At 54.0% G+C, this 25729-nt stretch carries 26 protein-coding genes; 10 read left to right on the plus strand and 16 right to left on the minus strand.

Annotation, left to right across the window (positions count from 1 at the left end; all coding sequences use genetic code 11):
- Both leuD and leuB read left to right on the plus strand, forming a co-directional pair.
- Complete coding sequence (gene leuD, locus AC9UG7_RS02485) at positions 1-660, plus strand: 3-isopropylmalate dehydratase small subunit (RefSeq protein WP_509583746.1); 660 nt, start codon at positions 1-3, stop codon at positions 658-660.
- A complete protein-coding gene (gene leuB / locus AC9UG7_RS02490) occupies positions 657-1727 on the plus strand; it encodes a 3-isopropylmalate dehydrogenase (protein WP_509583748.1) in 1071 nt (356 codons plus the stop codon). Before leuD ends, leuB begins: the two co-directional genes overlap by 4 nt.
- A gap of 80 nt (positions 1728-1807) precedes the next feature.
- On the opposite strand, the gene ggt is transcribed toward leuB, so the two are convergent.
- The 3 genes from ggt to AC9UG7_RS02505 all read right to left on the minus strand — a co-directional run bounded on the left by ggt (position 1808) and on the right by AC9UG7_RS02505 (position 4433).
- Positions 1808-3430, minus strand: a complete 1623-nt coding sequence (ggt, locus tag AC9UG7_RS02495) for a gamma-glutamyltransferase (protein WP_509583750.1) — start codon at positions 3428-3430, stop codon at positions 1808-1810.
- 8 nt (positions 3431-3438) lie between these two features.
- Positions 3439-3741 (minus strand): DUF1330 domain-containing protein, encoded by a 303-nt coding sequence (locus AC9UG7_RS02500; protein WP_509583752.1) that lies wholly within the window; start codon positions 3739-3741, stop codon positions 3439-3441.
- 104 nt (positions 3742-3845) lie between these two features.
- Positions 3846-4433 (minus strand): class I SAM-dependent methyltransferase, encoded by a 588-nt coding sequence (locus AC9UG7_RS02505; RefSeq protein WP_509583754.1) that lies wholly within the window; start codon positions 4431-4433, stop codon positions 3846-3848.
- 277 nt (positions 4434-4710) lie between these two features.
- On the opposite strand from AC9UG7_RS02505, the gene asd reads away from it, so the two are divergent.
- From asd to accD, 7 genes are all read left to right on the plus strand, one after another.
- Positions 4711-5877: an aspartate-semialdehyde dehydrogenase gene (asd, locus tag AC9UG7_RS02510; RefSeq protein ID WP_509583756.1), complete on the plus strand. Its 1167-nt coding sequence runs from the start codon at positions 4711-4713 to the stop codon at positions 5875-5877.
- A 70-nt stretch (positions 5878-5947) separates the two neighbouring features.
- Positions 5948-7534: a type IV pilus assembly protein FimV gene (locus AC9UG7_RS02515; RefSeq protein ID WP_509583757.1), complete on the plus strand. Its 1587-nt coding sequence runs from the start codon at positions 5948-5950 to the stop codon at positions 7532-7534.
- 5 nt (positions 7535-7539) lie between these two features.
- Entirely contained in the window at positions 7540-8349 is an 810-nt protein-coding gene (gene truA, locus AC9UG7_RS02520; protein ID WP_509583826.1) for a tRNA pseudouridine(38-40) synthase TruA, read from the plus strand.
- Positions 8346-9020 (plus strand): phosphoribosylanthranilate isomerase, encoded by a 675-nt coding sequence (locus AC9UG7_RS02525; protein WP_509583759.1) that lies wholly within the window; start codon positions 8346-8348, stop codon positions 9018-9020. Before truA ends, AC9UG7_RS02525 begins: the two co-directional genes overlap by 4 nt.
- 43 nt (positions 9021-9063) lie before the next feature.
- A complete protein-coding gene (gene trpB / locus AC9UG7_RS02530; protein ID WP_509583761.1) occupies positions 9064-10347 on the plus strand; it encodes a tryptophan synthase subunit beta in 1284 nt (427 codons plus the stop codon).
- Positions 10344-11153 carry a tryptophan synthase subunit alpha gene (gene trpA, locus AC9UG7_RS02535; protein WP_509583763.1) on the plus strand — a complete coding sequence of 270 codons (810 nt, stop codon included), beginning with the start codon at positions 10344-10346 and terminating at the stop codon, positions 11151-11153. Before trpB ends, trpA begins: the two co-directional genes overlap by 4 nt.
- Before the next feature lie 120 nt (positions 11154-11273).
- A complete protein-coding gene (gene accD / locus AC9UG7_RS02540) occupies positions 11274-12146 on the plus strand; it encodes an acetyl-CoA carboxylase, carboxyltransferase subunit beta (protein WP_509583765.1) in 873 nt (290 codons plus the stop codon).
- Positions 12147-12225: 79 nt separating this feature from the next.
- On the opposite strand, the gene AC9UG7_RS02545 is transcribed toward accD, so the two are convergent.
- Positions 12226-12474: a DUF3297 family protein gene (locus AC9UG7_RS02545; protein WP_509583767.1), complete on the minus strand. Its 249-nt coding sequence runs from the start codon at positions 12472-12474 to the stop codon at positions 12226-12228.
- A gap of 137 nt (positions 12475-12611) precedes the next feature.
- Here AC9UG7_RS02545 and lysS point away from each other — a divergent pair, with 137 nt between their 5' ends.
- Complete coding sequence (lysS, locus tag AC9UG7_RS02550; protein WP_509583769.1) at positions 12612-14150, plus strand: lysine--tRNA ligase; 1539 nt, start codon at positions 12612-12614, stop codon at positions 14148-14150.
- Between the two features lie 197 nt (positions 14151-14347).
- Here the strand turns inward: lysS and AC9UG7_RS02555 are convergent, their stop codons facing one another.
- The 12 genes from AC9UG7_RS02555 to acpP form a co-directional block, all read right to left on the minus strand.
- The gene (locus AC9UG7_RS02555) at positions 14348-14602 is read right to left on the minus strand and encodes a hypothetical protein (RefSeq protein ID WP_509583771.1); all 255 of its coding nucleotides are present in this window, start codon (positions 14600-14602) and stop codon (positions 14348-14350) included.
- A gap of 94 nt (positions 14603-14696) precedes the next feature.
- Positions 14697-15800 (minus strand): beta-N-acetylhexosaminidase, encoded by a 1104-nt coding sequence (gene nagZ / locus AC9UG7_RS02560; protein ID WP_509583773.1) that lies wholly within the window; start codon positions 15798-15800, stop codon positions 14697-14699.
- Positions 15797-16201, minus strand: coding sequence for a holo-ACP synthase (gene acpS / locus AC9UG7_RS02565; RefSeq protein ID WP_509583774.1), 405 nt, complete (start codon positions 16199-16201; stop codon positions 15797-15799). The genes nagZ and acpS overlap by 4 nt, the downstream gene beginning before the upstream one ends.
- A complete protein-coding gene (locus tag AC9UG7_RS02570; RefSeq protein WP_509583776.1) occupies positions 16198-16932 on the minus strand; it encodes a pyridoxine 5'-phosphate synthase in 735 nt (244 codons plus the stop codon). The genes acpS and AC9UG7_RS02570 overlap by 4 nt, the downstream gene beginning before the upstream one ends.
- Entirely contained in the window at positions 16929-17699 is a 771-nt protein-coding gene (gene recO / locus AC9UG7_RS02575) for a DNA repair protein RecO (RefSeq protein ID WP_509583778.1), read from the minus strand. Before recO ends, AC9UG7_RS02570 begins: the two co-directional genes overlap by 4 nt.
- Entirely contained in the window at positions 17686-18609 is a 924-nt protein-coding gene (gene era, locus AC9UG7_RS02580) for a GTPase Era (RefSeq protein ID WP_509583779.1), read from the minus strand. The genes recO and era overlap by 14 nt, the downstream gene beginning before the upstream one ends.
- Positions 18606-19304, minus strand: a complete 699-nt coding sequence (gene rnc / locus AC9UG7_RS02585; RefSeq protein ID WP_509583781.1) for a ribonuclease III — start codon at positions 19302-19304, stop codon at positions 18606-18608. Before rnc ends, era begins: the two co-directional genes overlap by 4 nt.
- A gap of 2 nt (positions 19305-19306) precedes the next feature.
- Entirely contained in the window at positions 19307-20308 is a 1002-nt protein-coding gene (gene lepB / locus AC9UG7_RS02590) for a signal peptidase I (RefSeq protein ID WP_509583783.1), read from the minus strand.
- On the minus strand, positions 20308-22119 hold the full coding sequence (lepA, locus tag AC9UG7_RS02595) for a translation elongation factor 4 (protein WP_509583785.1): 1812 nt from the start codon (positions 22117-22119) through the stop codon (positions 20308-20310). The genes lepB and lepA overlap by 1 nt, the downstream gene beginning before the upstream one ends.
- A gap of 468 nt (positions 22120-22587) precedes the next feature.
- Entirely contained in the window at positions 22588-24075 is a 1488-nt protein-coding gene (locus AC9UG7_RS02600) for a DegQ family serine endoprotease (RefSeq protein WP_509583787.1), read from the minus strand.
- 103 nt (positions 24076-24178) lie between these two features.
- A complete protein-coding gene (fabF, locus tag AC9UG7_RS02605; RefSeq protein WP_509583789.1) occupies positions 24179-25423 on the minus strand; it encodes a beta-ketoacyl-ACP synthase II in 1245 nt (414 codons plus the stop codon).
- Between the two features lie 15 nt (positions 25424-25438).
- Positions 25439-25678: an acyl carrier protein gene (acpP, locus tag AC9UG7_RS02610; protein WP_509583791.1), complete on the minus strand. Its 240-nt coding sequence runs from the start codon at positions 25676-25678 to the stop codon at positions 25439-25441.
- Positions 25679-25729 lie beyond the last annotated feature (51 nt).

Genomic DNA, 25729 nt, shown 5'->3' on the forward strand with positions numbered 1-25729 from the left:
ATGCAAAAATTCACACTACACCAAGGCTTGGTCGCTCCCATGGACCGCGAGAACGTCGACACCGACGCCATCATCCCCAAGCAGTTCTTGAAGTCGATCAAAAAAACCGGCTTCGGCCCCAACCTGTTTGACGAGTGGCGTTACTTGGACAAGGGCGAGCCTGGGCAGGACCCGTCTAGCCGCCAACCCAACCCTGACTTTGTGCTCAACCTTCCTCGCTACAAGGGCGCATCAATTCTGCTGGCTCGCAAAAATTTCGGCTGCGGCTCTTCGCGTGAACACGCGCCTTGGGCTCTGGACCAGTTCGGCTTTCGCGCCATCATCGCGCCCAGCTTTGCAGATATATTTTTCAACAACTGTTTCAAAAATGGTTTGTTACCTATCGTCTTGCCCGAAACAACGGTCGCCAAACTGTTCAATGACTGTCTCGCGTTTCCCGGTTATCAACTCAGCGTGGACTTAGAGCGCCAAGTCGTCATTCAAGCCCAGGGTGAAGAATTTTCTTTTGAGGTGCAAGCGTTCCGAAAGTATTGTTTGATCCATGGATTGGACGACATCGGTCTGACCTTGAAGCACGCGGACAAAATCCGCGCCTTCGAGGCCGCCCGTTTAACCGCCAAGCCTTGGCTGGCACACACATTGACAGAAAGCAAGGCATGAAAATCGCAGTTCTTCCGGGCGACGGCATAGGCACAGAGATCGTTGCAGAGGCCGTCAAGGTGTTGCAATCATTGGATCTGCAGTTTGAAATGGAAACAGCGTTGGTTGGCGGTGCGGCCTACGATGCGCACGGTCACCCCTTGCCCGAATCAACGCTCAAACTGGCGATGCAATCAGATGCCGTGTTGTTCGGTGCCGTCGGCGATTGGAAGTACGACACACTGGATCGACCGTTGCGACCCGAGCAAGCCATTTTGGGTTTGCGCAAAAACATGGGGTTGTTTGCCAACTTCCGTCCCGCCATTTGCTACAAAGAACTGGTGAACGCGTCCAGCCTCAAGCCCGAATTGATCGCAGGCTTGGACATTCTCATCATCCGCGAATTGACGGGCGATATTTATTTCGGCCAACCGCGCGGCAGACGCGTGTCACCCGACGGCGCTTTTGCGGGTGCTGAGGAAGCGTTTGACACCATGCGCTACACGCGCCCCGAGGTCGAGCGCATTGCGCGTGTGGCGTTTGAAGCCGCACGCAAGCGCAGCAAGCGAGTGACCAGCGTGGACAAAGCCAATGTATTGGAGACATTTCAATTCTGGAAGGACATCGTCACCGAGGTGCACAAGGACTACCCCGACATCGCACTCGACCACATGTACGTGGACAACGCCGCCATGCAGCTGGTGAAGGAGCCCAAGCGCTTTGATGTGGTGGTCACGGGCAACATGTTCGGTGACATCCTGAGCGACGAGGCCTCCATGCTGACCGGCTCCATAGGTATGTTGCCATCCGCCTCATTGAACGCCAGCCGCCAGGGCCTGTACGAGCCCAGCCACGGCAGCGCGCCCGACATCGCGGGCAAGGGCGTGGCCAACCCCCTGGCCACCATCCTCAGCGCCGCCATGATGCTGCGCTTTTCCTTGGACCAGGAAGAAGCAGCAGTACGCATTGAGGGTGCAGTGAAAAGGGTACTGGCGCAGGGCCTTCGCACTGGCGACATCTACAGCGAGGGCACCACCCGCGTGGGCACGCGCGAGATGGGCGACGCGGTGGTGAGGGCCCTCCTCTAATCCCAATCAAATCACTGAGCAGTGCGGTGCGCTGGGTGCCCGCACTTGCACCCCCGTCAGTCTGAGTCTGTGGGGGCTACTCAGTGACCGCAGGCGAGACCGTCGCTGCGCGGGTCTGCGCCACCGGTAAGCAATCCTGTCAAAGGGTCGATGGTGATGCCATGGGCGTGGCCTGCCAATTCATTCCATGGGCCCCAACGGTTCAACACATGGCCTTTTTTAGTCAGCATATCCAAGGTGTGCTCTCCCAGGCGGCTTTCCACATGCAAGGTGTCTCGGTCTTCACCCAGGGCAAATCGACCTGACAACCAACGCGGGGCTTGCACCGCTTGTTGTATGTCCAAGCCATGATCCACCATGGCGCTGTAGGTTTGAAACTGGATTTGCGGTTGACCGTCTGCCCCCATGCAACCCATCACGCTCCAAAGCTTGTTATTCCTGAAGCCCATAGACGCTATCAAGGTATGCATAGGTATCTTGCCAGGCGCAAGCGCATTCGGGTGCGTGGGGTCCAATGAAAAATATGCGCTCCGGTTTTGCAGCAATACACCGGTGTTCACATCCAACATCCCCGAGCCAAAAGCACCGTACAAACTGTGGATCAAAGAAACCGCCTGTCCCTGCGCATCGACGACGGCAATATACACAGTGTCTCCGGTCAAACTGCCGTAAGAGGGAACTTTGTCCCAGTCCAGCGTATGCATAGGATCGATCAAATGACGCCGCTTATTTAAATAGGCGTCACTCAACAGCCTATCCATAGGTACTGCCGCAAAGGCCGGGTCGCCCAGCCAACGATCGCGGTCGTGGTAACTGATCTGCTTGGCCTGTACCATCAAATGAACGCGTTGCGGATCGTGTATGTCCATGGTGTGAAATGCAAACGGCTCGACCAATTTGAGCATTTGCAACACCGTAAAGCCTTGGGTAGGTGCCGGTGTCTCAAACAAGGTCATACCGCGGTAGACACCTGACAAAGGCTCACCCCAAGTTGCTTGTTGCGCGGCCAAATCAGCCTGGGTGAAAACGCCTCCATGGTGTTTGGCGAACGCTGCCAATGCATGGCCAACCTCACCACCATAAAAAGCCTGGGCACCTCCTTCTGCAACCGCTTGCAGGGTTCGAGCCAGCGCTGGATTGGATAACGTACTACCCGCCAAAGGCAACCGCGCTTGCGGCATGAAAATGGAACGCCAACCCTCTAGCGATTGCAAATCAGTTTGTACAAATTTGAGCCACCCGGCCAGCCTGTCGCTGACTGGAAAACCTTCCTTGGCAAATCCAATGGCGGCCTGTAAACAGCGCTGCACCGGTAACAAACCATAAGCATCGTGCGCAGCAAACCAACTTGAGACTGCACCCGGCGTGGTCAGCGTGGCAGGCAAAATGCCGCGAAACGGTACTTCGCGCATTCCTCGGGATGAAAAATAACCGATGTCGGCATGGGCCGACGCACGACCCCCACCATTCAAATACCGCACTTTGCCCGTGGAGGGATCATGTATCAACCAAAACGCATCGCCACCCATACCTGTCATATGCGGGTAAATGACAGCCAGTACAGCAGCCGTGGCAATCGCTGCATCCACGGCAGAACCGCCGTCGCGTAACACCTGGGCACCCGCTTCAGATGCCAAATGGTGCGGCGATGTGACCATGCCGCGCGAAGATTGCACCGCACGGCGTTCTTCAAATTGAATCATGGATACTTTCAGGGTTGTGGGCCGTCATAGCCCTCGATGATGATCAAATCATTCGTGGAGACTGCCTTGCGCAATTCGATGGCAGCCTGGTATTCGGGCGAATGCCAGCAATCCAAGGCGGCCTGGTAAGACGGAAACTCAAGCACCACATTGCGCGAGCGACTTTCACCCTCGGGATTTTCAAAAGGGCCGCCACGTACCAAAAAACGGGCACCGTAAGTCTGGAAAGGCGCAGCATTGGCGGCTACATACAACTTGTATTGCTCAGGGTCAGATACTTCCAACCTGCCTATCCAATAACCCTTGGCCATGATCTGCTCCCCATTAACGATCAAACCATTCTAGACAGGCCAAAGGTTTCAGGTCGAAACCTTATTCGTGGCTGGCACTCACGGTGCATGCGTGAATGTATGCATCACAACTTATGGGCAATGGCTTGGACCACACAACCTTTGCCAGTGTGATAGGTGCCCTCCAGCACCTCACGCTCTGATTCTTGTAAATGGACAAACGTCATGTTGGGTAATTCCGCGCGCACACTGAGAGCCGTTTGCATCACATCCGCTGAATTTCCGCCGCCGGTTCCTCGCCCGATTTGAGCTGGGGTATAGGCTTCAAGCAGGTAAATGCCACCTGTTTTGAGGGCATGGGGCAAAGCATGGTGTATCTTTTGTCGCAGCAAAGACGGTAGTGGGCAAAAAATGGAAACAATACCGTCCCATTGGTTTTCTCCCAAAGAGAAGTCAGACAAATCCGCATGTATCCATTCAACACTGACGGAACGCTCCTTAGCCAGTAGTCGACCCTTGTCCAAGCCTACAAGAGAGGAATCAACCGCTGTGACTTCATAGCCCAGAGAGGCCAGAAATACAGCGTTTCGCCCTTCACCTTCTGCCAAGCTCAGAACTTTACCCTTGGGTAACAGTGCCACATGCTGAGTCAAAAAAGTATTTGGTTCTTTACCGTACACAAATTCTTTGGCCGCGTACCGTTCATCCCACATGATGTCACCTCGTTTGAGCTAGTCAGAGGATGACGATAAGCATCCAAGCAGAGATAGCGGTTGAGTCAGTCTAGCATCAGGGAACAGCCGCTAGAATGCGCTCCTATGATTAATTTCGACTATTTCGCCATGAAAACAGCCACGGTATCACCTACCTTTTGGCTGATGCGTGGCATCACGATTAAAACAAAGACCACCAGCTGAAAAGCTCAGGTTCGTCACGCCTTTCCCGGCCAGACGAGCCGGGGGTCAACAATCTGACTGAAAGGGCAACATCATGAAAAAAATAGGAAACCGTGTCGGCCTGGTGGGCTGGCGAGGCATGGTCGGCTCGGTACTGATGGACCGCATGCTGGCTGAAAAAGACTTCGACTTGATTGAACCCGTTTTCTTTTCAACCTCGAATGCCGGTGGCGCTGCACCTGCCATGGCAAAAAACGAAACACATTTGCTCGACGGCCACGATACCAAGGCATTGAGCAGTTGCGACATCATCATCTCTTGCCAAGGCGGGGACTACACCACCGAGGTATTTTCTGCATTGCGTGCCGCAGGCTGGAAAGGTCATTGGATTGACGCGGCTTCCACATTACGCATGAAAGACGATGCCGTCATCGTCTTGGATCCTGTCAACTTGCCGGTCATCGAAAACGCTTTGAGGAAAGGCGCGAATAACTGGATCGGCGGCAATTGCACCGTCAGTTGCATGCTCATGGGTGTGGGCGCTTTGTACAAAGCCGGTCTGGTGGAGTGGATGAGCACCCAAACCTACCAGGCTGCTTCAGGCGGCGGTGCCGCCCATATGCGCGAATTGCTGACCCAATACGGCAGCCTGAACAGCGAAGTCAAGGCGATGCTGGACTACCCCCAATCCGCCATTCTTGACATTGACCGCCAAGTGATTGCCAAACAGCGCAGCTTGACTGCGGCCGAAACAGCGCATTTCGGTGTCCCCTTGGGCGGCTCGCTGATCCCATGGATTGACAAGGACCTGGGGTTGGGAAAAAACCATGGCGATGAGGGCTGGGGCACCAGCCGCGAAGAATGGAAAGGCATGGCCGAAACCAACAAAATCCTGGGTCAAGGTGCGGGTTTCAGCACACCTGCGGTGCCAGTCGACGGATTTTGTGTACGCGTAGGCGCCATGCGCTGTCACAGCCAAGCTTTGACCTTCAAACTGAAAAAGAATGTGCCGCTGGCAGATATTGAAGCCATGATTGCGGCAGATAACGAATGGGTGCAAGTGGTCACTAACACCCGAGAGGCCACCCTACAACACCTGACCCCAGTCGCCGTGACTGGAACCATGCAGATTCCCGTGGGTCGGATGCGCAAGTTGGCATTCGGTCCTGAATACTTGGGCGCATTCACCATTGGTGACCAACTGTTATGGGGCGCAGCCGAACCGCTAAGACGTATGTTGCGCATTTTGTTGCGTGAATGAGTCATAAAGCCTTTCCCAAAGGTATTGGTTTATGATTCCGACTTCCTAAGACACTAGAGAATTTGTCAATATGTCTATGTCGTTAAATCATTTTTTCCGAATTTCTTTGGTTGTCTGCGGCCTGCTTTTATCCGGTCAGGCCTTGGCATTGCAAATCAAGCAACCTTTGCTCATGTCACGCATGGGAGAGCCGCTCAAGGTCCAATTTGGGGTGTCTGACATTTCACCAGAAGAACAGCAATCGTTAAAAATCAGTTTGGCAGATATATTGGTTTACCAAAGCACCCAAATCAACAGGGTCGCCGGACTAGACGGCATTGAATTTGAGGTCACCAAGCAAGCCGACGGCCTTTTACAAGTACTGGTAACCGGTAAGCAGCCCATACAAGATGAGCATGCGGACTTGATCATTGATTTTGAATGGGCAGGCGGACGCCGTTACATCAATATCGGATTGAATTTACAAGCCACGCCCTCGCAAGCCGTAAGCCCACCGACAGAGCCCGCACAAACAAATTCCGTCACAGCCCCAGCCACCGAGCAAACTGCCTCACCAGCCACACCTGCCACACCTGCTGCTCCTCAGGAAGCTGTGACCCCCACTGATAAGAACACAAGCAGCGCTGCATCAGCCGAAGTAGAAGTACACAAGGGCGACACCGCCAGCCAGTTGTTACAACACATGACCACCAGCGACATTTCGCTGGAGCAACTGCTGATGGCCATGTTGCACAACAACCCGGATGCTTTTGTCGCCAGCAATGTCAACCGGCTCAAAGCAGGTGCGCTGATTACCCTTCCAACAGCGCAAGAAGCTTCCACTTATGAACGCAAGCAAGCACGCGAAAGCATCCGCTTGCAAGCCAGCGATTTCAACGCGTATCGCGCATCGCTGGGTGCCAGTGCGCCAATGACTAAACAAGCCAAGGGCAGTCAACGCGAGACCAGCGGCAAGCTCAAAGGCGAGGTCAGCAAAAAAGAAAAGCCACCTGCCAACGAATTGACCTTAAGCAAACCCGGCGACAGCGAAGCGGAAAAGCTCAGCAAACAATTACAAGAAGAAGAGCAAAGCAAACAAGCCAAGGAAGTCAGCAACAACCTGAGTCAACTGGGCAGGTTATCGCAAGCTGCCTCCCAATTGACACAAGGCTTTTCCCTCAACTTCTCTGGCATGAGTGCTTATTACGAACAAGGAATGGCATGGGTCAAACGCTATATGTTCGAATTGATCGCAGCCATCGCACTGCTTGCCGCATTTGCAGTCAGCTTTTCTTTGATGCGGGATCGTCGACGCATGACTGAGCAAGACACCGCCACTGACTTCACGCATCACGAAGAACAATCGCCACAGGGCTTGAACCTGCCGCCCGACTTGAACTTGGACTTGGATCTGGATGCGCCTACCTCCTCCTCTGAAGAGAAATACCAGGCTCCTTTGCCTCCCAACGTTGTCAATATGCCCGCATTTCCAGTTGAAAATAAACCGAGTGTGATTGATCCAGGCGAGGATCCCTTCGTCATGCGCTTAGAGTTGGCAGACGAATTGTGGAAGCTTGGTCAGAAACAAACCGCCCTCGCTTTGGCGCAAGAAGTCGCCGACCAGACCCATGGCGAAATCCGCGACATGGCGCAGAGCTGGTTAAAAGAACATTCTTGAGCGCTATGCGAGTGGCACTCGGCCTGTCTTACTCAGGCCAGGGTTACGAGGGTTGGCAAAGCCAGCTTTCAGGTAAAACAGTTCAAGATTTGCTTGAAAAAGCCTTAGCCACTTTCTCAGGCCACAAGGTGTCTACCCTGTGCGCAGGCCGCACCGACAGTGGGGTGCACGGGCTTCAACAAGTGGTGCATTTCGATTCACCCCTTGAACGCGACATGTCCTCTTGGGTGCGCGGTACCAATACCTATCTACCGCCTGACATTGCGGTGCAATGGGCCCATGCGGTTGCGCCCGATTTCCATTGCCGCGCCAGTGCTGTTGCCCGCCGCTACACCTATGTTTGTCTGGAGTCGCCGGTGCGCCCCAGTGTTGAAGCAGGGCGCGTCGGCTGGGTATTCAGACCTATGCAATTGCAGCCCATGCAAGATGCGGCGCCGTACTTACTGGGCGAACACGATTTCACATCGTTTCGCGCCTCCAGTTGCCAAGCGCTGAGTCCGGTGAAAACATTGCACAGTATCCGTATTCAACGCATCGGTAAAAGCAAAGACAGCGCTTATTGGCGTTTTGATTTTGCAGGCAATGCGTTCTTACATCACATGATCCGCAACCTCATGGGCTGCTTTGTCGCCATCGGCCAAGGCGCAAAACCGCCCGAATGGATGCACGAGGTGTTGAACGCACGCGACCGCAAAGTGGCCGCGCCCACGTTTGCGCCTGACGGTTTGTACTTTGTAGGACCGGTGTACGACCCGAAATGGGGCTTGCCGCCCGACCCGCCGTCTTATGATTGGTTGCCAGGCCACCCTATATGAACCACATACCTATCAAGATTTGCGGACTCACCCGCGAGCAAGACCTCCAAGCAAGCGTTGACGCGGGCGCAAACGCCATCGGCTTTGTGTTGTACCCGCCGTCTCCTCGCCACGTGTCACCCGAGCGGGCAGCGCAGTTAGCGGTCTTGTTGCCCGCCTTTGTGACGCCTGTTTTGTTGTTTGTCAATGCAAGCCTTGAAGATATCGTGCACGCGGCAGCGCTGGTGCCGGGCGCTTGGCTGCAATTTCACGGTGATGAAACACCTGCCTTTTGTGAAAACACCGCCAAACAGCTGGGTAGGCGCTGGCTGCGCGTGGCCCGCATCCCGCAGGAAACCCCTGTGGGCACACCGCCCTTTGACCTCGTAAACTATGCTTCTCTTTACTCCAAAGCCGATGCGCTGTTGCTAGACACCTTGGTCGATGCATACGGCGGCAGCGGACACCGATTCAATTGGTCACAGCTTCCAATAAACGTCAATGCTCACCTCGTTTTGTCTGGTGGACTCACACCTGCAAACGTGGCCGACGGCATTCGCGCCTTGTACCGGCGCGGTTTGTCGTTGGCGGTTGATGTCAGCTCGGGCGTAGAAAGCGCCAAGGGCATCAAAGACCCAGACAAAATCCGCGCCTTTGTGGCAGCCGTGCGCAACACCACGCTTGCCGTTTGATTTTTTAGCAGCCACCTGCTGCAACCTTTTTTAGAAATACACCATGTCTACTTACCAACAACCCGATGCCAGCGGACACTTTGGCCCATACGGCGGCAGCTTCGTCAGCGAAACCTTGACGCACGCAATCGAAGAATTGAAAGAGGCTTACGCCAAGTACCAGCACGACCCTGCGTTCATCGCAGAGTTCAAGTCTGAACTGGCGCATTTCGTCGGCCGTCCCTCACCCATTTACCATGCAGCCCGCATGAGCCGCGAAATGGGCGGCGCACAGATTTACTTGAAACGCGAAGACCTGAACCACACCGGCGCACACAAAATCAACAACACCATCGGCCAAGCCATGTTGGCCAAACGCATGGGCAAACCGCGCGTCATCGCCGAAACCGGCGCAGGTCAACATGGTGTGGCCACCGCCACGATTTGCGCACGCTACGGTTTGGAATGCGTGGTGTACATGGGCAGCGAAGATGTGAAACGCCAAAGCCCCAACGTCTACCGCATGAAACTGCTGGGCGCCACCGTGGTGCCCGTCGAATCAGGCAGCCGCACCTTGAAAGACGCGTTGAACGAAGCTTTGCGCGACTGGGTGACCAATGTGGAAGATACGTTCTACATCATCGGCACGGTCGCCGGTCCACATCCTTATCCAATGATGGTGCGCGATTTCCAAAGCGTGATCGGCGAAGAATGCATTCAACAAATGCCCGGCATGCACTTGGGCGGTCAACCTGATGCGGTGCTGGCTTGCGTGGGTGGCGGCTCCAATGCCATGGGGATTTTCCACCCCTACATTCCGTTTGAAAACACCCGGCTCATAGGCATTGAAGCCGCCGGTGAAGGCATGGAAAGTGGCAAACATTCAGCCTCGCTGCAACGCGGCGTACCCGGCGTGTTGCACGGCAACCGCACCTATGTGTTGCAAGACGCCAATGGTCAGATCACTGAAACCCACAGCGTCAGCGCTGGCCTCGACTACCCCGGCGTCGGCCCTGAGCATGCGTTTTTGAAAGACATAGGCCGCGCTGAATATGTCGGCATCACCGACCAAGAAGCGTTAACCGCGTTTCACTATTTGTGCCGTACCGAAGGCATTATTCCGGCGCTCGAATCCAGCCACGCCGTCGCACACGCGATGAAACTCGCCAAGACCATGACACCGCAACAATCCATTTTGGTCAACTTGTCCGGGCGCGGCGACAAAGACATAGGCACGGTCGCCGATTTGTCTAACGCCGATTTCTTCTGCCGCCCGAGTTGCCAAGGCCAATCGGTCAAAGGTGAACAAGCCATTTCACTGGCTGCATTGAACGGAGCCAAACAATGAGCCGCATAGACGCCAGCATGGCCAGTTTAAAAAGCCAAGGCCGCCAAGCGCTGATCCCCTATTTGATGGCCGGCTTTCCTGACCCGTCACACACCTTGTCTTTGATGCATGCCTTGGTACAAGGCGGTGCTGACATCATCGAGCTGGGCGTGCCGTTCAGCGACCCGATGGCCGACGGCCCGGTGATTCAAAAAGCCGGTGAAGCCGCATTGCGACATGGTGTGGGCATGGGCGAAGTGCTGGCCATGGTGCGCGAGTTCCGCGCCACCGACACTGCCACGCCGATTGTGTTGATGGGCTATGCCAACCCCGTAGAAAACTACAACCATCTTCACGGCGCTGACAGCTTTGTGAAAGACGCGGCCGCCGCCGGTGTGGACGGCGTGTTGGTGGTCGATTACCCGCCAGAAGAATGCGTGGAATTTGCTGCTGCTTTGCGCGCGCACCATATGGATTTGATTTTCCTGCTGGCGCCCACCAGCACCGACAAACGCATGCAGCAAGTGGCGGATGTCGCCAGCGGTTACGTGTATTACGTGTCGCTCAAAGGCGTGACCGGTTCAGGTGCGCTAGACACGGACGAGGTCGAGGCCATGCTGCCGCGCATACGCAAACACGTACACATCCCCGTGGGCGTAGGTTTCGGTATACGCGATGCGGCCACCGCCAAAACCATAGGCAAAGTGGCTGACGCGGTGGTGATTGGCAGCAAACTGCTGCAATTGATTGAGGCCGCACCTGCGGGCAAAGCAACCGATGAAGCACGTGTATTCATGCACGGTATACGCACGGCCTTGGATGAATAATCCAATGTCAAACACTTAGATTTGATAAGCATGGATTGGTGTATTCTTTAGCGTGCATCAAACTTCCATGCCCTGCTTGTTAATTCGTTATAACCGAATCATTCTTTCTGGAGTTGCGACATGAGTTGGCTTGAAAAACTGCTTCCTTCCAAAATTCAGCACACCGATCCGGCGGACCGGCGCAGCGTGCCCGAAGGCTTGTGGGTCAAATGCCCGAGTTGCGAGACTGTGCTGTACAAAAAAGACTTGGAAGAAAACCAGAATGTTTGCCCTAAGTGCAGCCACCACCACCGCATAGGAGCGCGTGCGCGCCTAGATGCATTTCTGGACCCTGAAGGCCGCTATGAAATCGGCCAAGAAGTCCTGCCTATGGACCCGCTCAAATTCAAAGACAGCCGCAAATACCCCGAGCGTTTGAAAGAAGCCCTAGAAAACACTGGTGAGACCGATGCCTTGGTGGTCATGGGCGGCTCGGTGCACAGCATCAACCTGGTGGTGGCCTGCTTTGAGTTTGACTTCATGGGCGGCTCTATGGGTTCGGTGGTCGGCGAACGTTTTGTGCGCGGCGTGCACACCGCGATTGAACAAAAAGTACCCTTCGTTTGCTTCACCGCCACCGGCGGCGCGCGCATGCAAGAGGGTTTGTTGTCGCTGATGCAAATGGCCAAAACCAATGCATCACTCACCCGCTTGGCGCAAAAAGGTTTGCCTTACATCAGCGTGTTGACCGACCCGACCATGGGCGGTGTGTCAGCCGGTTTTGCTTTCATGGGGGATGTGGTGATCGCCGAGCCCAAAGCGCTGATTGGGTTTGCCGGTCCGCGCGTGATTGAAAGCACTGTGCGCGTGACCTTGCCAGAGGGTTTTCAGCGCTCTGAGTTTTTGATGGAAAAAGGCGCTTTAGACATCATTTGCGACCGCCGCGATTTACGCAAAACCATTGCCAACACATTGGCCAAGCTGACACGCCAATCGGCGGATTCGGTCAGTTAAACCTTTGCAATGCCGCTAGTGATCGGCATTATTTTTTCTGTTAATGCAAGAAAATTTCTTCAATTTGCAGGAAAAAATGTCAGCGGTAAAACACCTCAACCCGACCTTTGAGCTTTAACAACAAGGGCTTGCCTTTGCGGTCCAGCGTTTTACCAGCGGGTATTTTGATCCAACCCTCGCTGATGCAATATTCCTCCACATCGTGGCGCTCTTGGTCGTTAAAGCGTATGCCAATGTCAAATTGAAACAGCTCAGCGTGGTAATGCGGGCTGCTGGGTTCTATGGACAAATGGTCGGGCAGTTCGGGGCGTGCGGTCGTATCGCTCATGTTTGACTCAGTGAAATCGTTTGAAAAAGCCATTGTCTGCGAACTCTTAGAATGAACGGCTGTGAGAAGGCAAGGCACTACTTTCGCCCGCCTTACTTTTTCTGTCTAACCGACAGCTTTGCTGCCAACCGCCATCCATGACCGATACCACCGCTTCCCCCGCACCTGTCGATGAAAACCAACTGATCGCCGAGCGCCGCACCAAGCTGCAAGCCTTGCGCCAACGCCAGGCCGCAGGCGGCGCAGTGGCCTTTCCCAACGATTTCAAACCGGCGCATCACGCAGCGGCTTTGCACACCGCCCATGGCGCTAAAACTGCCGAGACGCTGGCCGAAGAAAAACAAGCAGTGCGCATCGCTGGTCGCATGGTCTTAAAGCGTGTCATGGGCAAAGCCAGTTTCGCCACTTTGCAAGACGGCACCGGCCGCATGCAGGTGTATGTCAAAGGCGAAGAAATCGGTGTCGAGCATTACGAGGAATTCAAACACTGGGACTTAGGCGATTTTGTCGGTGCCACAGGTCATGTGTTCAAAACCAAAACCGGTGAACTGTCGGTGCATGTCACTGAACTGCGTTTGCTGACCAAAAGCCTGCGCCCCTTGCCCGACAAATTCCACGGTGTGCACGACCAGGAAATCAAATACCGCCAGCGCTATATCGATCTGATCACCGATGAGACCGCGCGTGAACGGTTCAAGGCGCGCAGCAAAGCCATCAGCAGCATCCGCGAGTTCATGGTGCAACACGATTTTCTCGAGGTGGAAACGCCCATGTTGCACCCGATTCCGGGCGGCGCGAACGCCCGACCTTTCGAGACGCACCACAACGCCTTGGACCAGCAAATGTTTTTGCGCATCGCGCCCGAGTTGTATTTGAAGCGCTTGTTGGTCGGCGGTTTTGAGCGGGTGTTCGAGATCAACCGCAATTTCCGCAACGAAGGCATCTCGGTGCGGCACAACCCCGAATTCACCATGATGGAGTTTTACGCAGCCTACTGGAATTACCAAGACCTGATGGGTTTCACCGAATCGCTGGTACGCGACGCAGCGCAAAAAGCGGTGGGCAGCCAGTTGCTCACCTACGACGGCAAACCGGTGGATTTGTCGCAACCATTTGCTCGCCTGACGATTCGCGAAGCCATTTTGAAATACACCGATGCAGGTGACAACGTGGACAACAGCGTTTGGCTGATGAACGCATTGAAAAAAGCAGGCTTGTCCGAGGAGAAACACCAACTCTCCAAGCGCAGTCTGGCGGGTTTGCAAGTCATGTATTTCGAAGAAAACGTCGAAGACAAACTCTGGCAACCGACGTTTATTTGTGAGCATCCCGTAGAAATCTCGCCGCTGGCGCGTGCCAACGATGCCCGCCCCGATGTGACTGAGCGGTTTGAGCTCTACATCACAGGACGCGAATTTGGTAATGGTTTTTCAGAACTGAACGATGCCGAAGACCAAGCGGCGCGTTTTCAATCGCAAGTCGATGCCAAAGAAGGCGGCGACGTAGAGGCCATGTATTACGACCATGACTTTGTGCGTGCGCTGGAATACGGCATGCCGCCCGCTGGCGGCTGCGGCATAGGCATAGACCGCTTAATGATGTTGCTGACCGACAGCCCCAGCATCCGCGATGTGATTTTGTTTCCGGCGCTGCGTCGCGAATCGTCTCACGCTTAATTTCTAGCCAACCCAGTTTTCCAGCTTCAGGTCTGGGAAGCCAGCAAAGTCAGCCAAAGTGATCGATGAAATCACCCCATCACCTTCATAGCATTGTGCAAACCGTTCAACTACAAAGGATTGGCAGGCCCCAAACACAAACACCTGCCGACCGCTTAAGCGGTGCAGCAGGTGCTGTGGGATGATGTTGAGAGGGTTTAAGCCGCTTTGGTGTCGGTGGCAGCCGCAGGCGGTGCAGCCGGTTTCGGCGGTTTGCAGTCATGGCAGAAAAAAGCCAAGCTGCCAGCGAAACGCTGTTGGCTGCCTTGGCGTCTGGGTTTGTGCATGCCGCACTTGATACACGACATGGTTTCACCCATTTTGCCCATTCCTGCGAATGGTGAGCCATTTTCACGACTGGTAAAACGAAGACCACTCTCGTCAACAGAGGTTTTGCCAGATTTGGTTGCCATGGGATTCCTTATGCTAGACGACAGCCCTTTGGTCAGGGCAAGTCGGCTATTTTAACCGCTTATCGGTCACGCTCATGGACCTCCAACAGAATGCTCAAGGCAACAAGGCCAACGCCTGTAAATACGGGGCTTGGCGCATCAAACTGTGCCAATCTGCTGCTGGCAAGCGAGGCAGCAAAGCGCGGCGACGTGCTTCACTGGCGGCAGATACATGCCATTGCCCCAACTTTTCGGCCTGTTCCAAGCCATGAATCAACTGATCAACCGCTTGACCTGCGCCCTCGCTGTCAGCCGTGCTTTGGTTGCATAACAGCACCAGATCGCATCCTGCATTCAATGCGGTCACCGCCGCCTTCGTGTAGCTCACTTCTTCGCCGTCGATCAGCCGCGCGCCCGCCATGGACAAGTCATCGCTGAACACCGCACCCTGAAAACCGAGTTGCTGGCGCAAGATGTCTTGCAACCAGCGCTTTGAAAAACCGGCAGGACGGCTGTCCACTTTGGGGTAAATCACATGCGCGGGCATGACGCTGTTCATGCTGCTGTTGAGCCAGCCGTAAGGCAAGGCGTCTTCGCTGAGTATGTGTTTCAGGCTGCGTTTATCCACTGGAATCTCGGTATGCGAATCGGCTTTGACAAAGCCATGACCAGGAAAATGCTTGCCGCAATTGGCCATGCCAGCTTGCAGCAAACCGTGCATCAGGCTTTTGGCCAGCAGACTGACCACGCGAGGGTCACGCGCGAATGCGCGGTCGCCGATGACACCGCTGCTGCCGAAGTCCAGGTCCAGCACAGGGGTGAAGCTCATGTCAACGCCGCAAGCTCGCAACTCAGCCGCCAGCACATAACCGCAAGCGGTGGCCGCGTTGGTCGCATGCAAAGCGCCGCTGCCTGGCAGTCCCTTATCGTCTTGCATCCACAATTCACCCAAGGCACGCATGGGCGGTAAATGTGTAAAGCCATCGGTACGAAAGCGTTGCACCCGCCCGCCTTCATGGTCGACAAGTATCAATAAATCCTTGCGTACAGATTTGATGTCTGCACACAAAGCAGTCAGTTGCGCACGGTCTACCCAGTTGCGACCAAACAAAATCATGCCGCCGGTCAGCGGGTGCGCCAAGCGACGCCGGTCGATCTCGGTCAAAGCGGTGCCTGCGATATCCACAATCAAAGGTGCGTGTGTGTGTGATTCACTCATGGTGCTGTTTGTTCAACAATGACATAACTGGTGGCGTAATCGCTTTCATCGCTGAGCGACACATGGGCGGTCAACTGTTTTTTGTCGCACCATTCTTTGAGCACACCGTGCAAAACAATGGTTGGCTGACCGCTGGGCTTGCGTCCCACCTCGCAATGCCGCCAAGTCATGGGCATGCGCATGCCTAAACCGATGGCCTTGCTGAACGCTTCTTTCACCGAAAAACGCGTTGCCAAGTAGCGCACTCCCCGGTCCGGCCAGCGAGCACTGCGGGCGCGAAAGGTATGCATTTCCGCATCACTGAGTATCTTCAAGGCAAACCGTTCGCCATTTTTTTCCCAAGCGGCGCGTATGCGGCGTATATCGCAAATATCGGTGCCGATGCCGTAAATACGGCTCATGGCGTCAGACAATCCAAATACGCTTGCACCGTCGCGGCGTAACCTATCTCCAGCGCGTCTCCCATGAGCGCGTGGCCGATGGACACTTCTTTGACGTCAGATACGGCTTGAATGAAATCGCGCAAATTGAGCAAATTCAAATCGTGACCCGCGTTGACTTCAAGCCCGGCGTGTTGCGCAGCCACAGCGGCGGCACTGAACATTGGCAACACACTGGCATACATAGGCGTGCCATGCGACTGCGCATAAGGTTCGGTATACAACTCCACCCGATCTGCGCCGACTTCAGCCGCCGCGCCCATGGCGCGTGCATCTGCATCCATGAACAAACTGACACGTGCGCCCAAGTCTTTGGCCTCGGCGATCATGTCTTTCAGTTTCTCAGCATCTTCAGGAAAGCGCCAACCGTGGTCAGAAGTGAATTGGTTTTCCCCGTCGGGTACAAACGTCACTTGCTGCGGACGAACCAAACGCACCAAGTCCATCAGGTTGTGAAAAGGATTGCCTTCGATGTTGTATTCGCGGTCGGGCCAGTCTTTGAGCAGCGCCGCCAAGTCGTGCACATCACCGGGCCGGATATGCCGTTGGTCCGGTCGCGGATGCACGGTGATGCCGTGCGCACCAGCTTGCAAACACAAGGTCGCCGCACGGGTCACACTGGGAATACCCAAGTGGCGTGTGTTGCGAAGAAGCGCGACTTTGTTGAGATTGACTGAAAGATGTGTACTCATAAGGCTTGTAACTCCATCATCACTTGGCGGGTGCGCAAGCTGCTGACACCGCAATGGTAGTGCAACAAATGGCGCAACTGGGTTTGTAATGCACCGCGCTCTTCGCCCGGCCATTCTGCACACACCCGCAGCAACGCGGTCAACGGGTCCGCGCTCTCCAAAGCCGTGTGCAATTGCAGCCACTGTGCCCCTTTAAGGTAAGGCGATTGCTGGCTGGTACTCAAGCCTGCTTCGGGCAACAACACATAGTTTTTTTCAGCTTGCAAAGCCTGCAGCGTCAAGGTTTGCTGAGACAAATCAGGCAAGAAGCCGAGGTTTTGCATCAGCATCAATTCAAAGGCGCGAAGCAAGGGTGCGGTGGTATTGTCCAATCCGCTGGCAAGTACCTTGACTGTTTGTCGGTAAATATCAAACAACGCGGCATGCGGATCGTCTCGTGCGAGCAATCGCAACAAAAGCTCATTCAGGTAATAACCAGACAACAACGCGTCGCCGGTTGGCATCACGTGTCCGCCTGCCCATTCGGCAGATTTCAAAGTGCGTATTTCGCCTTCACCGCCAAAGCAAATCAATATGGGTTGCAGCGGCAACAACACGGCGCGCAGTTGCGAGGTTGGGCGCTTGGCGCCCTTGGCCACGAGTGCCACCCGACCTAGCTGCTGGGTAAAGACCTCAAGAATCAAACTGGATTCGCTCCAGTCGTAATGGTGAAGAACGAACGCAGGCTCGTCCAGCACGCGCTGCGCGGCGCTTTTACTCGTAGCCAAAACTGCGCACCCGCGCTTCGTCATCGGCCCAACCGGAGCGCACCTTCACCCACAGTTCCAGAAAAACTTTGGCATCCATCAGTTTTTCCAATTCTTGGCGTGCCAGTGTGCCGATTTGTTTCAAGCGTTCGCCACCTTCGCCGATCACCATCGCCTTGTGGCCGTCACGTTCGACAATGATGGTCGCGGCCACACGCACCATGCGCGACACGGTTTTGCCAGGCTCCTCGGTGAACTTGTCAATGACCACGGTCGATGTATAGGGCAACTCGTCGCCAGTCAAGCGAAACAATTTTTCGCGAATCATTTCGCTGACCAAGAATTTTTCACTGCGGTCGGTCAACTCATCGGCGGTGTACCACCAGGCTTGCTCGGGCAAATATTTCTCACACTGCACCAATAAGCGTTGAATGTCTTTGGTGTTTTTCGCCGACATGGGCATCAACTCGGCAAACGCATGTTGTGCTTGCATCGCTTGCAACCAATGTGCGATTTCATGGCGTAAGTGCACCTTGTCCAGTTTGTTAGCCACCAAGATGCAAGGTATGTTTTGACTGAGCAAGGCCAGCACCTTGGCGTCAGCATCTGCAAAACTGCCGGCATTGACAACGAACAGCACCAAGTCCACATCACCGACTGCGCCGAGCACGGTTTTATTCAAAGACCGGTTTAATGCATTGGCATGCGCTGTCTGAAAACCCGGCGTGTCGACAAAAATGAACTGTGTTTGTTCAGCGTTATGAATACCGGTGATGCGGTGGCGCGTGGTCTGCGCTTTGCGCGACGTGATGCTGATCTTTTGACCCACCAGTGCATTCAGCAAGGTCGACTTGCCGACGTTGGGTTTGCCGATGATGGCAACTGTTCCGCACCGCTGCGGGCCAGTGCTGTGATCTATGGGGTCTGTCATTGGGGATGCTCCTTCAGCCATTGGAGCATGGCGAGTGCGGCGGCTTGTTCACCGCTGCGACGTGAACTGCCAATACCACGCTGAGACTGGTTCAATTCAGCGACTTCACATTCCACATCAAATGTTTGCTGGTGCGCGGCTCCGGTGGTGCCGACCACTCGGTAAACAGGCAATTGCCAGCGGCGTGATTGCAACCATTCCTGCAACTCGGTTTTAGGGTCTTTGGCGGCAGCTGTCATGGTGGGTGAAAGGTCGATCTTTTCAAACAATCTGAGCACCATTGACTGCGCCTTGTCAAAACCCGCGTCCATAAACACAGCGCCGATGACGGCCTCTAAAGCGTCCGCCAATATGGAAGGGCGTTGTTGCCCACCCGATCGCATTTCGCCTTCTCCCAGCCTGACCATGCCAGCCAAGCCCAGGTCCAGCGCCAGTTTGTGCAACGTGTCTTGCTTGACCAGATTGGCGCGTACCCGGGACAAATCGCCTTCAGGCTGGTGTTGCAAAGCCTGAAACAACATACGGGACACAGCCAGGTTCAGCACCGAATCGCCAAGAAATTCAAGTCGCTCATTGTGCGGACTGCCAAAACTGCGGTGCGTTAGCGAGAGCTCCAACAAACCTGGATCAGTAAATCTGTGTTGCAGACGTACTTGCAGCGCTTCGTGGGTCTTGGCAACAGGCACCTGACTCATGCTCAGTCGAAACTGCCAATGCGCGACGGATTGGAGAAATTCATCCAGACAAAAAAGGCTTTACCGACAATATTGTTGTCAGGCACAAAGCCCCAGTAACGCGAATCCAATGAGTTATCGCGGTTGTCACCCATCATGAAGTAATGGCCAGCAGGAACGGTGCACTCCAAGCCCTCCATGCTGTAAATGCAATTTTCTTTGAATGCAAAGTCATCGATGCCACTGACAAAATTGGGGGTCTTGTCATCATTGAGCAAACGGTGCTTACGTAAATTGCTCATTTCGACGGGGGCGCTGCCGATTGGCATATTCTCTTCAAACTGCAAGCTGTAGCGCATATTGTCTGCGTCGAAAAACTCAGGGACAGCGACTTTGCTGACTGGTTGGCCGTTGATGGTCAATACCTTGTTCAAATAAGCGATTTTGTCGCCAGGCACACCGACCACGCGCTTGATGTAGTCCAAACTCGGCTTTGGAGGAAAACGAAACACCATCACATCGCCACGGTTGACTGGCGTACCTTGAGTGAGTTTGTAATTGATGACGGGCAAGCGGATGCCGTAATGGAATTTATTGACCAAAATCAGGTCGCCAACATGCAAGGTTGGAATCATGGAGCCGGACGGAATTTTGAAAGGCTCAAAAAGAAACGAGCGCAAAATAAAGACAGCCAATATGACCGGAAACAAACCGGCGGTCCAATCTATCCACCAAGGCTGTTTCAGTATTTCTGCCCGCGAGTTGATGAACGCGGCATTGTCATCTTGTACAGTGATGCCTTGTTGCTTCAAATCATGCAATCGTTGGCTTTGTTGTTCATCCAACTTCAAGGCAGCCGCGCGACGGCGCGGCAGGTAAAAGAACTGCTCTGCCATCCAGTAAATGCCGCTGACTGCGGTTGCCAAAAACAGCAATAGGGCAAACGAGCCTTCAATTTTTCCGCTGTACCAGCCAGTGGCATAGGCCACAAAACAAGTCAGGACGATGGCGGTGAGAGTGGGCATCAATCTTCCACCTGCAATATCGCCAAAAAGGCTTCCTGAGGAACTTCCACTGATCCGATTTGTTTCATGCGTTTCTTACCTGCTTTTTGTTTCTCTAGAAGTTTGCGCTTGCGACTGATGTCACCACCGTAGCATTTTGCCAGCACGTTTTTACGCAAGGCCTTGATGGATTCGCGCGCAATGATATTGGCACCAATGGCGGCTTGAATCGCCACGTCAAACATTTGCCGACTGATGATTTCACGCATCTTGGCCACCACGGCGCGGCCGCGGTATTGCGACTGACTGCGGTGCACGATGATGGAGAGCGCATCAACCCGTTCTCCGTTGAGAAGAATATCGACTTTCACCACGTCAGCTGCGCGGTATTCCTTGAATTCATAGTCCATGGATGCATAGCCGCGACTGACACTTTTGAGCTTGTCAAAAAAGTCGAGAACGATTTCACCTAAGGGCATTTCGTAGGTCAGCATGACCTGGCGGCCATGGTAGGCCATGTTCAATTGAACGCCGCGTTTTTGGTTGGCCAGCGTCATGACTGCGCCGACGTAATCCTGCGGCATGTACAAATGCACCGTGACTATGGGCTCGCGAATTTCTTCCATCTTGCTGGCTTCAGGCATCTTGGATGGGTTTTCCACCATGATGACTTCACCGTCGGCACGCAAGACTTGGTAGACCACGCTTGGCGCCGTGGTGATCAGGTCTTGATCAAACTCACGCTCCAACCGTTCTTGCACAATTTCCATGTGCAGCAAACCCAAAAAACCGCATCGAAAGCCAAAGCCCAATGCTTGCGACACCTCCGGCTCATAGCGCAATGAGGAATCGTTCAATTTAAGTTTTTCCAGCGCATCACGCAAAGCATCGTATTGATTGGCCTCGGTCGGATACAAACCGGCGAACACTTGGGGCTGAATTTCTTTGAATCCGGGCAAGGCTTGTGTCGCTGTGGCGGCTGCACCACCCGTTCCAGTTTTGATCAAAGTGACGGTGTCCCCCACTTTGGCGGCCTGCAATTCTTTGATGCCTGCGATGATGTAACCCACTTCACCGGCTTCCAAAGATTCACGCGGCTGATTGGCTGGCGTGAAAACGCCTAAGTTATCGGCGTTGTAGGTGGCGCCAGAGGCCATCATTTTGATGCGCTCGCCCTTTGCCAAGCGGCCATCGACCACCCGCACCAACATCACCACACCGACATAGGTATCAAACCAACTGTCAACAATCATGGCGCGTAAGGCAGCATTCGGGTTGCCACGCGGTGGAGGTATTTTGGCGACGACAGCTTCCAAAATTTCATCCACGCCCATGCCAGTTTTCGCCGAACACGGAATGGCATCGCTGGCATCTATGCCGATGACATCTTCGATTTCGGACTTGGCGTTGTCTGGATCGGCCGACGCCAAGTCCATCTTGTTGAGCACCGGCACCACTTCGACATCCAAGTCGAGCGCGGTGTAGCAATTGGCGACGGTCTGTGCTTCCACACCTTGGCTGGCGTCGACCACCAGCAATGCACCTTCGCATGCGGACAACGAACGGCTGACTTCATAAGAAAAGTCCACATGCCCGGGTGTATCGATCAAATTCAGGTTGTAAATCTGTCCGTCTTTGGCTTTGTAACGCAGTGCAGCGGTCTGCGCCTTGATGGTTATCCCACGCTCTTTCTCGATGTCCATCGAGTCCAGCACCTGCGCTTCCATCTCCCTGTCACTCAAGCCACCGCAACGCTGAATGATGCGGTCTGCCAGCGTAGATTTGCCGTGATCTATGTGCGCGATGATGGAAAAATTTCTGATGTGGTTCATCAATGCAAGCTGTTAAGTATTTGAATTTACAGAGGAGAAAGACATAAAAAAGGGCGCGTCAGGTGATGACGCGCCCGGAACCAACAATCTATGGCAACTGCGATAGTTGGGAATTCATTGTAGGCAGAAAGCAAGGCACTGGACACAGATGCAGTTCTTTCAAACACGGAAGAAAGGTCAATAGCTTTAAAGTTATACACAATTTATTCACATTTCGATGTCGTGGTTATCAGGATAACTTGTGGGTGATCTGTGGATCGATATGTACAACTTCAAAATATTCCCATATTGTGGTTTTTTGACGTTTGCATATACCTATTTTCACAGTTATCTATCCTTGCTTATATTTAAAAATACGAATTTAACTCTTAAAGTTAGTTTGCACTTACGTCAAAAATATTTTTCAAGCCGTTGGAAGAACCCGTCACTTGGCAAAGTAAAGGGTTAACCCATGTATTTACCCATGTCTTACTTGGGGCGGATCACGGTGTACTGTGACCAGTCTCCGCGACGAAGCAATACGCTGACCGCTTTTGATTTGTCCAGTTTGGCCATGAGTTGGGCAAAGCTTTTGGTATCCGTGACTTCGTTGTTAGCGATTTGGGTGATGACGTCACCCTCCCGAATACCTGCTTTGAGGGCAGGATCTGCGACCGCATCCACCCGCACACCGCTGCGTATCTTGAGTTCTTTCTTCAGCGGTTCGGTCAAATCACTCACCGTCAAGCCCAGCATTTGCAAGACCGCGCTGGACTCTGGTGTTTTTTCTGCGGCGGCCGGTTTGGCCGCGGCTACTTTTTCAGGCTCAAACTCGCCCACGGTGATGGCAATTTCTTTTGTCACGCCACGACGCAAAAACGTGAGCTTGCTCTGTGTACCAGGTTTGGTGCCGCCCACTGTTCGCGGCAGGTCAGAGGATTTATCAATTGTCTTGCCGTCAAATTTCAAAATAATATCGCCGGCCTCGATGCCCGCTTTTTCTGCGGGCGAGCCCGCCTCAACGCTGCTGACAAATGCACCTTGTGGCTTGCTCATTCCCAGCGATTCGGCCACATCTTTGCTGACCTCACCTATGCCAACGCCCAACCGACCACGCTGTACTTTGCCGGAGACACGCAATTGGTTGCTGACATTGACTGCTTCGTCAATCGGAATGGCAAAGGAGATGCCCATGAAACCGCCGGAGCGGGAGTAAATTTGGCTGTTAATGCCAACCACTTCGCCGCGCATATTGATCAGAGGGCCGCCGGAATTGCCAGGGTTGATGGCCACGTCGGTTTGAATGAACGGCAGATAGTCGCCAGTATCACGTCCCTTGGCACTGACGATGCCAGCAGTCACTGTATTTTCCAGACCAAAAGGCGAGCCGATAGCCATTACCCATTCGCCCACCTTGAGACGGTTGGGGTCACCGATCTTGACTGGCGGCAAGCCACTGGCTTCAATTTTCACCACAGCCACGTCAGTACGCTTGTCTATGCCGATGATGCGTGCCACGAACTCACGTTTGTCAGTCAAGGTGACGATGACTTGCTGGGCGCCATCTACCACGTGGGCATTGGTCATGATGAAACCATCATTGGTCAGAATAAATCCTGAACCAACGCCACGCGGTTGTTCTTCGGGTTGGGGCTGTTGCGGGCGGTTAGGCCGTTGCTGCCTAGGTCCATTGGGCATAGGCATGCCAAAGAATCGGCGGAACAACTCCTGCATCTCCTCGTCTTGCGGATCGATGGGTTGGTTTTGTGCGCTGGGCTGTGTGGAGGGTTTGTCAATCGTGCGGATATTCACTACGGACGGTCCGACTTGTTCCACCAAGTCGGTGAAATCTGGCAGGGTGCGGTTTTGTGCGTATGCAGGTGATTGAACGCCAGCGCTGCCGAAGATCGCTACGCTGAAAGTCACGGCGGTCAGCAACGATACAAAATGTTGACGGACATTCAAAACATGAAACATCTGTTATCTCCCAATAGGTGTTCAAGCAGTTGTAACGTTATTCAAGCGATCAAGGCGGACATCTTCCAATTTCCCTTGAAATAGCCGCTTTTTTCGGTAGAACTTAAATGCGCTTGAATAAAAGCGTTCCGTTGGTGCCGCCAAAACCAAAATTGTTTTTGACGGCGACATCAATTCGCATATCCCGCGCTTCGTTGGCACAGTAGTCCAGATCACATTCGGGATCAGGATGGTGCAAGTTGATCGTTGGTGGCGCTTTTTGGTCATGCACAGCAAGCACGGTAAACACACTTTCAATACCACCCGCACCTCCCAGCAAATGGCCGGTCATGGATTTGGTGGAACTGATGACCATCTTGCGCGCGTGCTCTCCGAACGCAGCTTTGATGGCATGTGTTTCGTTGATGTCACCCAACGGCGTCGAGGTTCCGTGCGCATTCAAATACTGGATTTGATCTGGCGACATACCGGCATTTTTCAAGGCCGCCAACATAGAACGGCGCGGACCGTCCATGTTGGGTGCCGTCATATGGCCCGCGTCAGCACTGCGGCCATAACCAGCCAATTCCGCATAAATGCGAGCACCACGGGCCTTGGCGAACTCGTACTCCTCTAGTACCAGCACGCCAGCCCCCTCGCCCAGCACAAAACCATCGCGGTCTTTGTCCCAAGGGCGGGAAGCAGTTTTAGGATCATCATTGCGGGTAGATAAGGCGCGCATGGCGGCAAAACCACCCAGTCCCAATGGAGAGATGGTGGCTTCTGAACCACCAGCCACCATGACGTCAGCATCCCCGTATTCAATGATTCTTCCGGCTTCGCCGATGCTGTGCAAACCGGTGCTGCATGCAGTAGCAATGGCCAGATTGGGGCCTTTGAAACCACAGCGCATGGAAACATGTCCGGAAATCATGTTGATGATGCTGGCGGGAACAAAAAAAGGCGAAATTCGACGCGGGCCGCGCGCCACGAGTTCGTCTCGCATATTTTCTATCAGCGGCAAGCCACCGATACCTGAGCCGATCAAACAACCAATGCGGTAAGACACTTCTTCATCAAGCGCGTCACCGATAGGCAAGCCAGCGTCTGCAACAGCCTGCATACCTGCGGCCACGCCCAAGTGAATGAACCTGTCCATGGTGCGGGCGTCCTTGGGTGAGATGTACTCATCCAAGTTGAAGTTTTTCACCTCGCCGGCAAAATGACAAGCGAAGGCGGACGCATCAAAATGCGTGATGGCATCGATTCCTGACTGGCCGGCCAGGATTTGCTTCCAAGAGGCCTGAGCCGTGTTTCCCACAGGAGACACGCAACCCAAGCCGGTCACGACAACGCGACGTCGACTCATGCGAAACCTCTGGCTTTAGGCCTTTTTGTGGCTCAGGGCGTAATCGATGGCGTTTTGCACAGAGGTGATTTTTTCTGCGTCTTCGTCAGGGATTTCGATGCCGAATTCATCCTCCAACGCCATCACCAGTTCTACGGTGTCCAACGAGTCGGCACCCAAATCAGCCACAAAAGCTTTTTCAGATGTGACTTGGGACTCTTCCACGCCAAGTTGTTCGGCAATGATTTTTTTGACTCGTGCTTCAATATCGCTCATGATTCCCTCAAAGGGTTGTGGTTGGTAGTCCGCGATTTTAGCCGCGCGGAC

This window comes from Limnohabitans sp. (genome assembly GCF_046052765.1).
Classification (GTDB): domain Bacteria; phylum Pseudomonadota; class Gammaproteobacteria; order Burkholderiales; family Burkholderiaceae_C; genus Limnohabitans.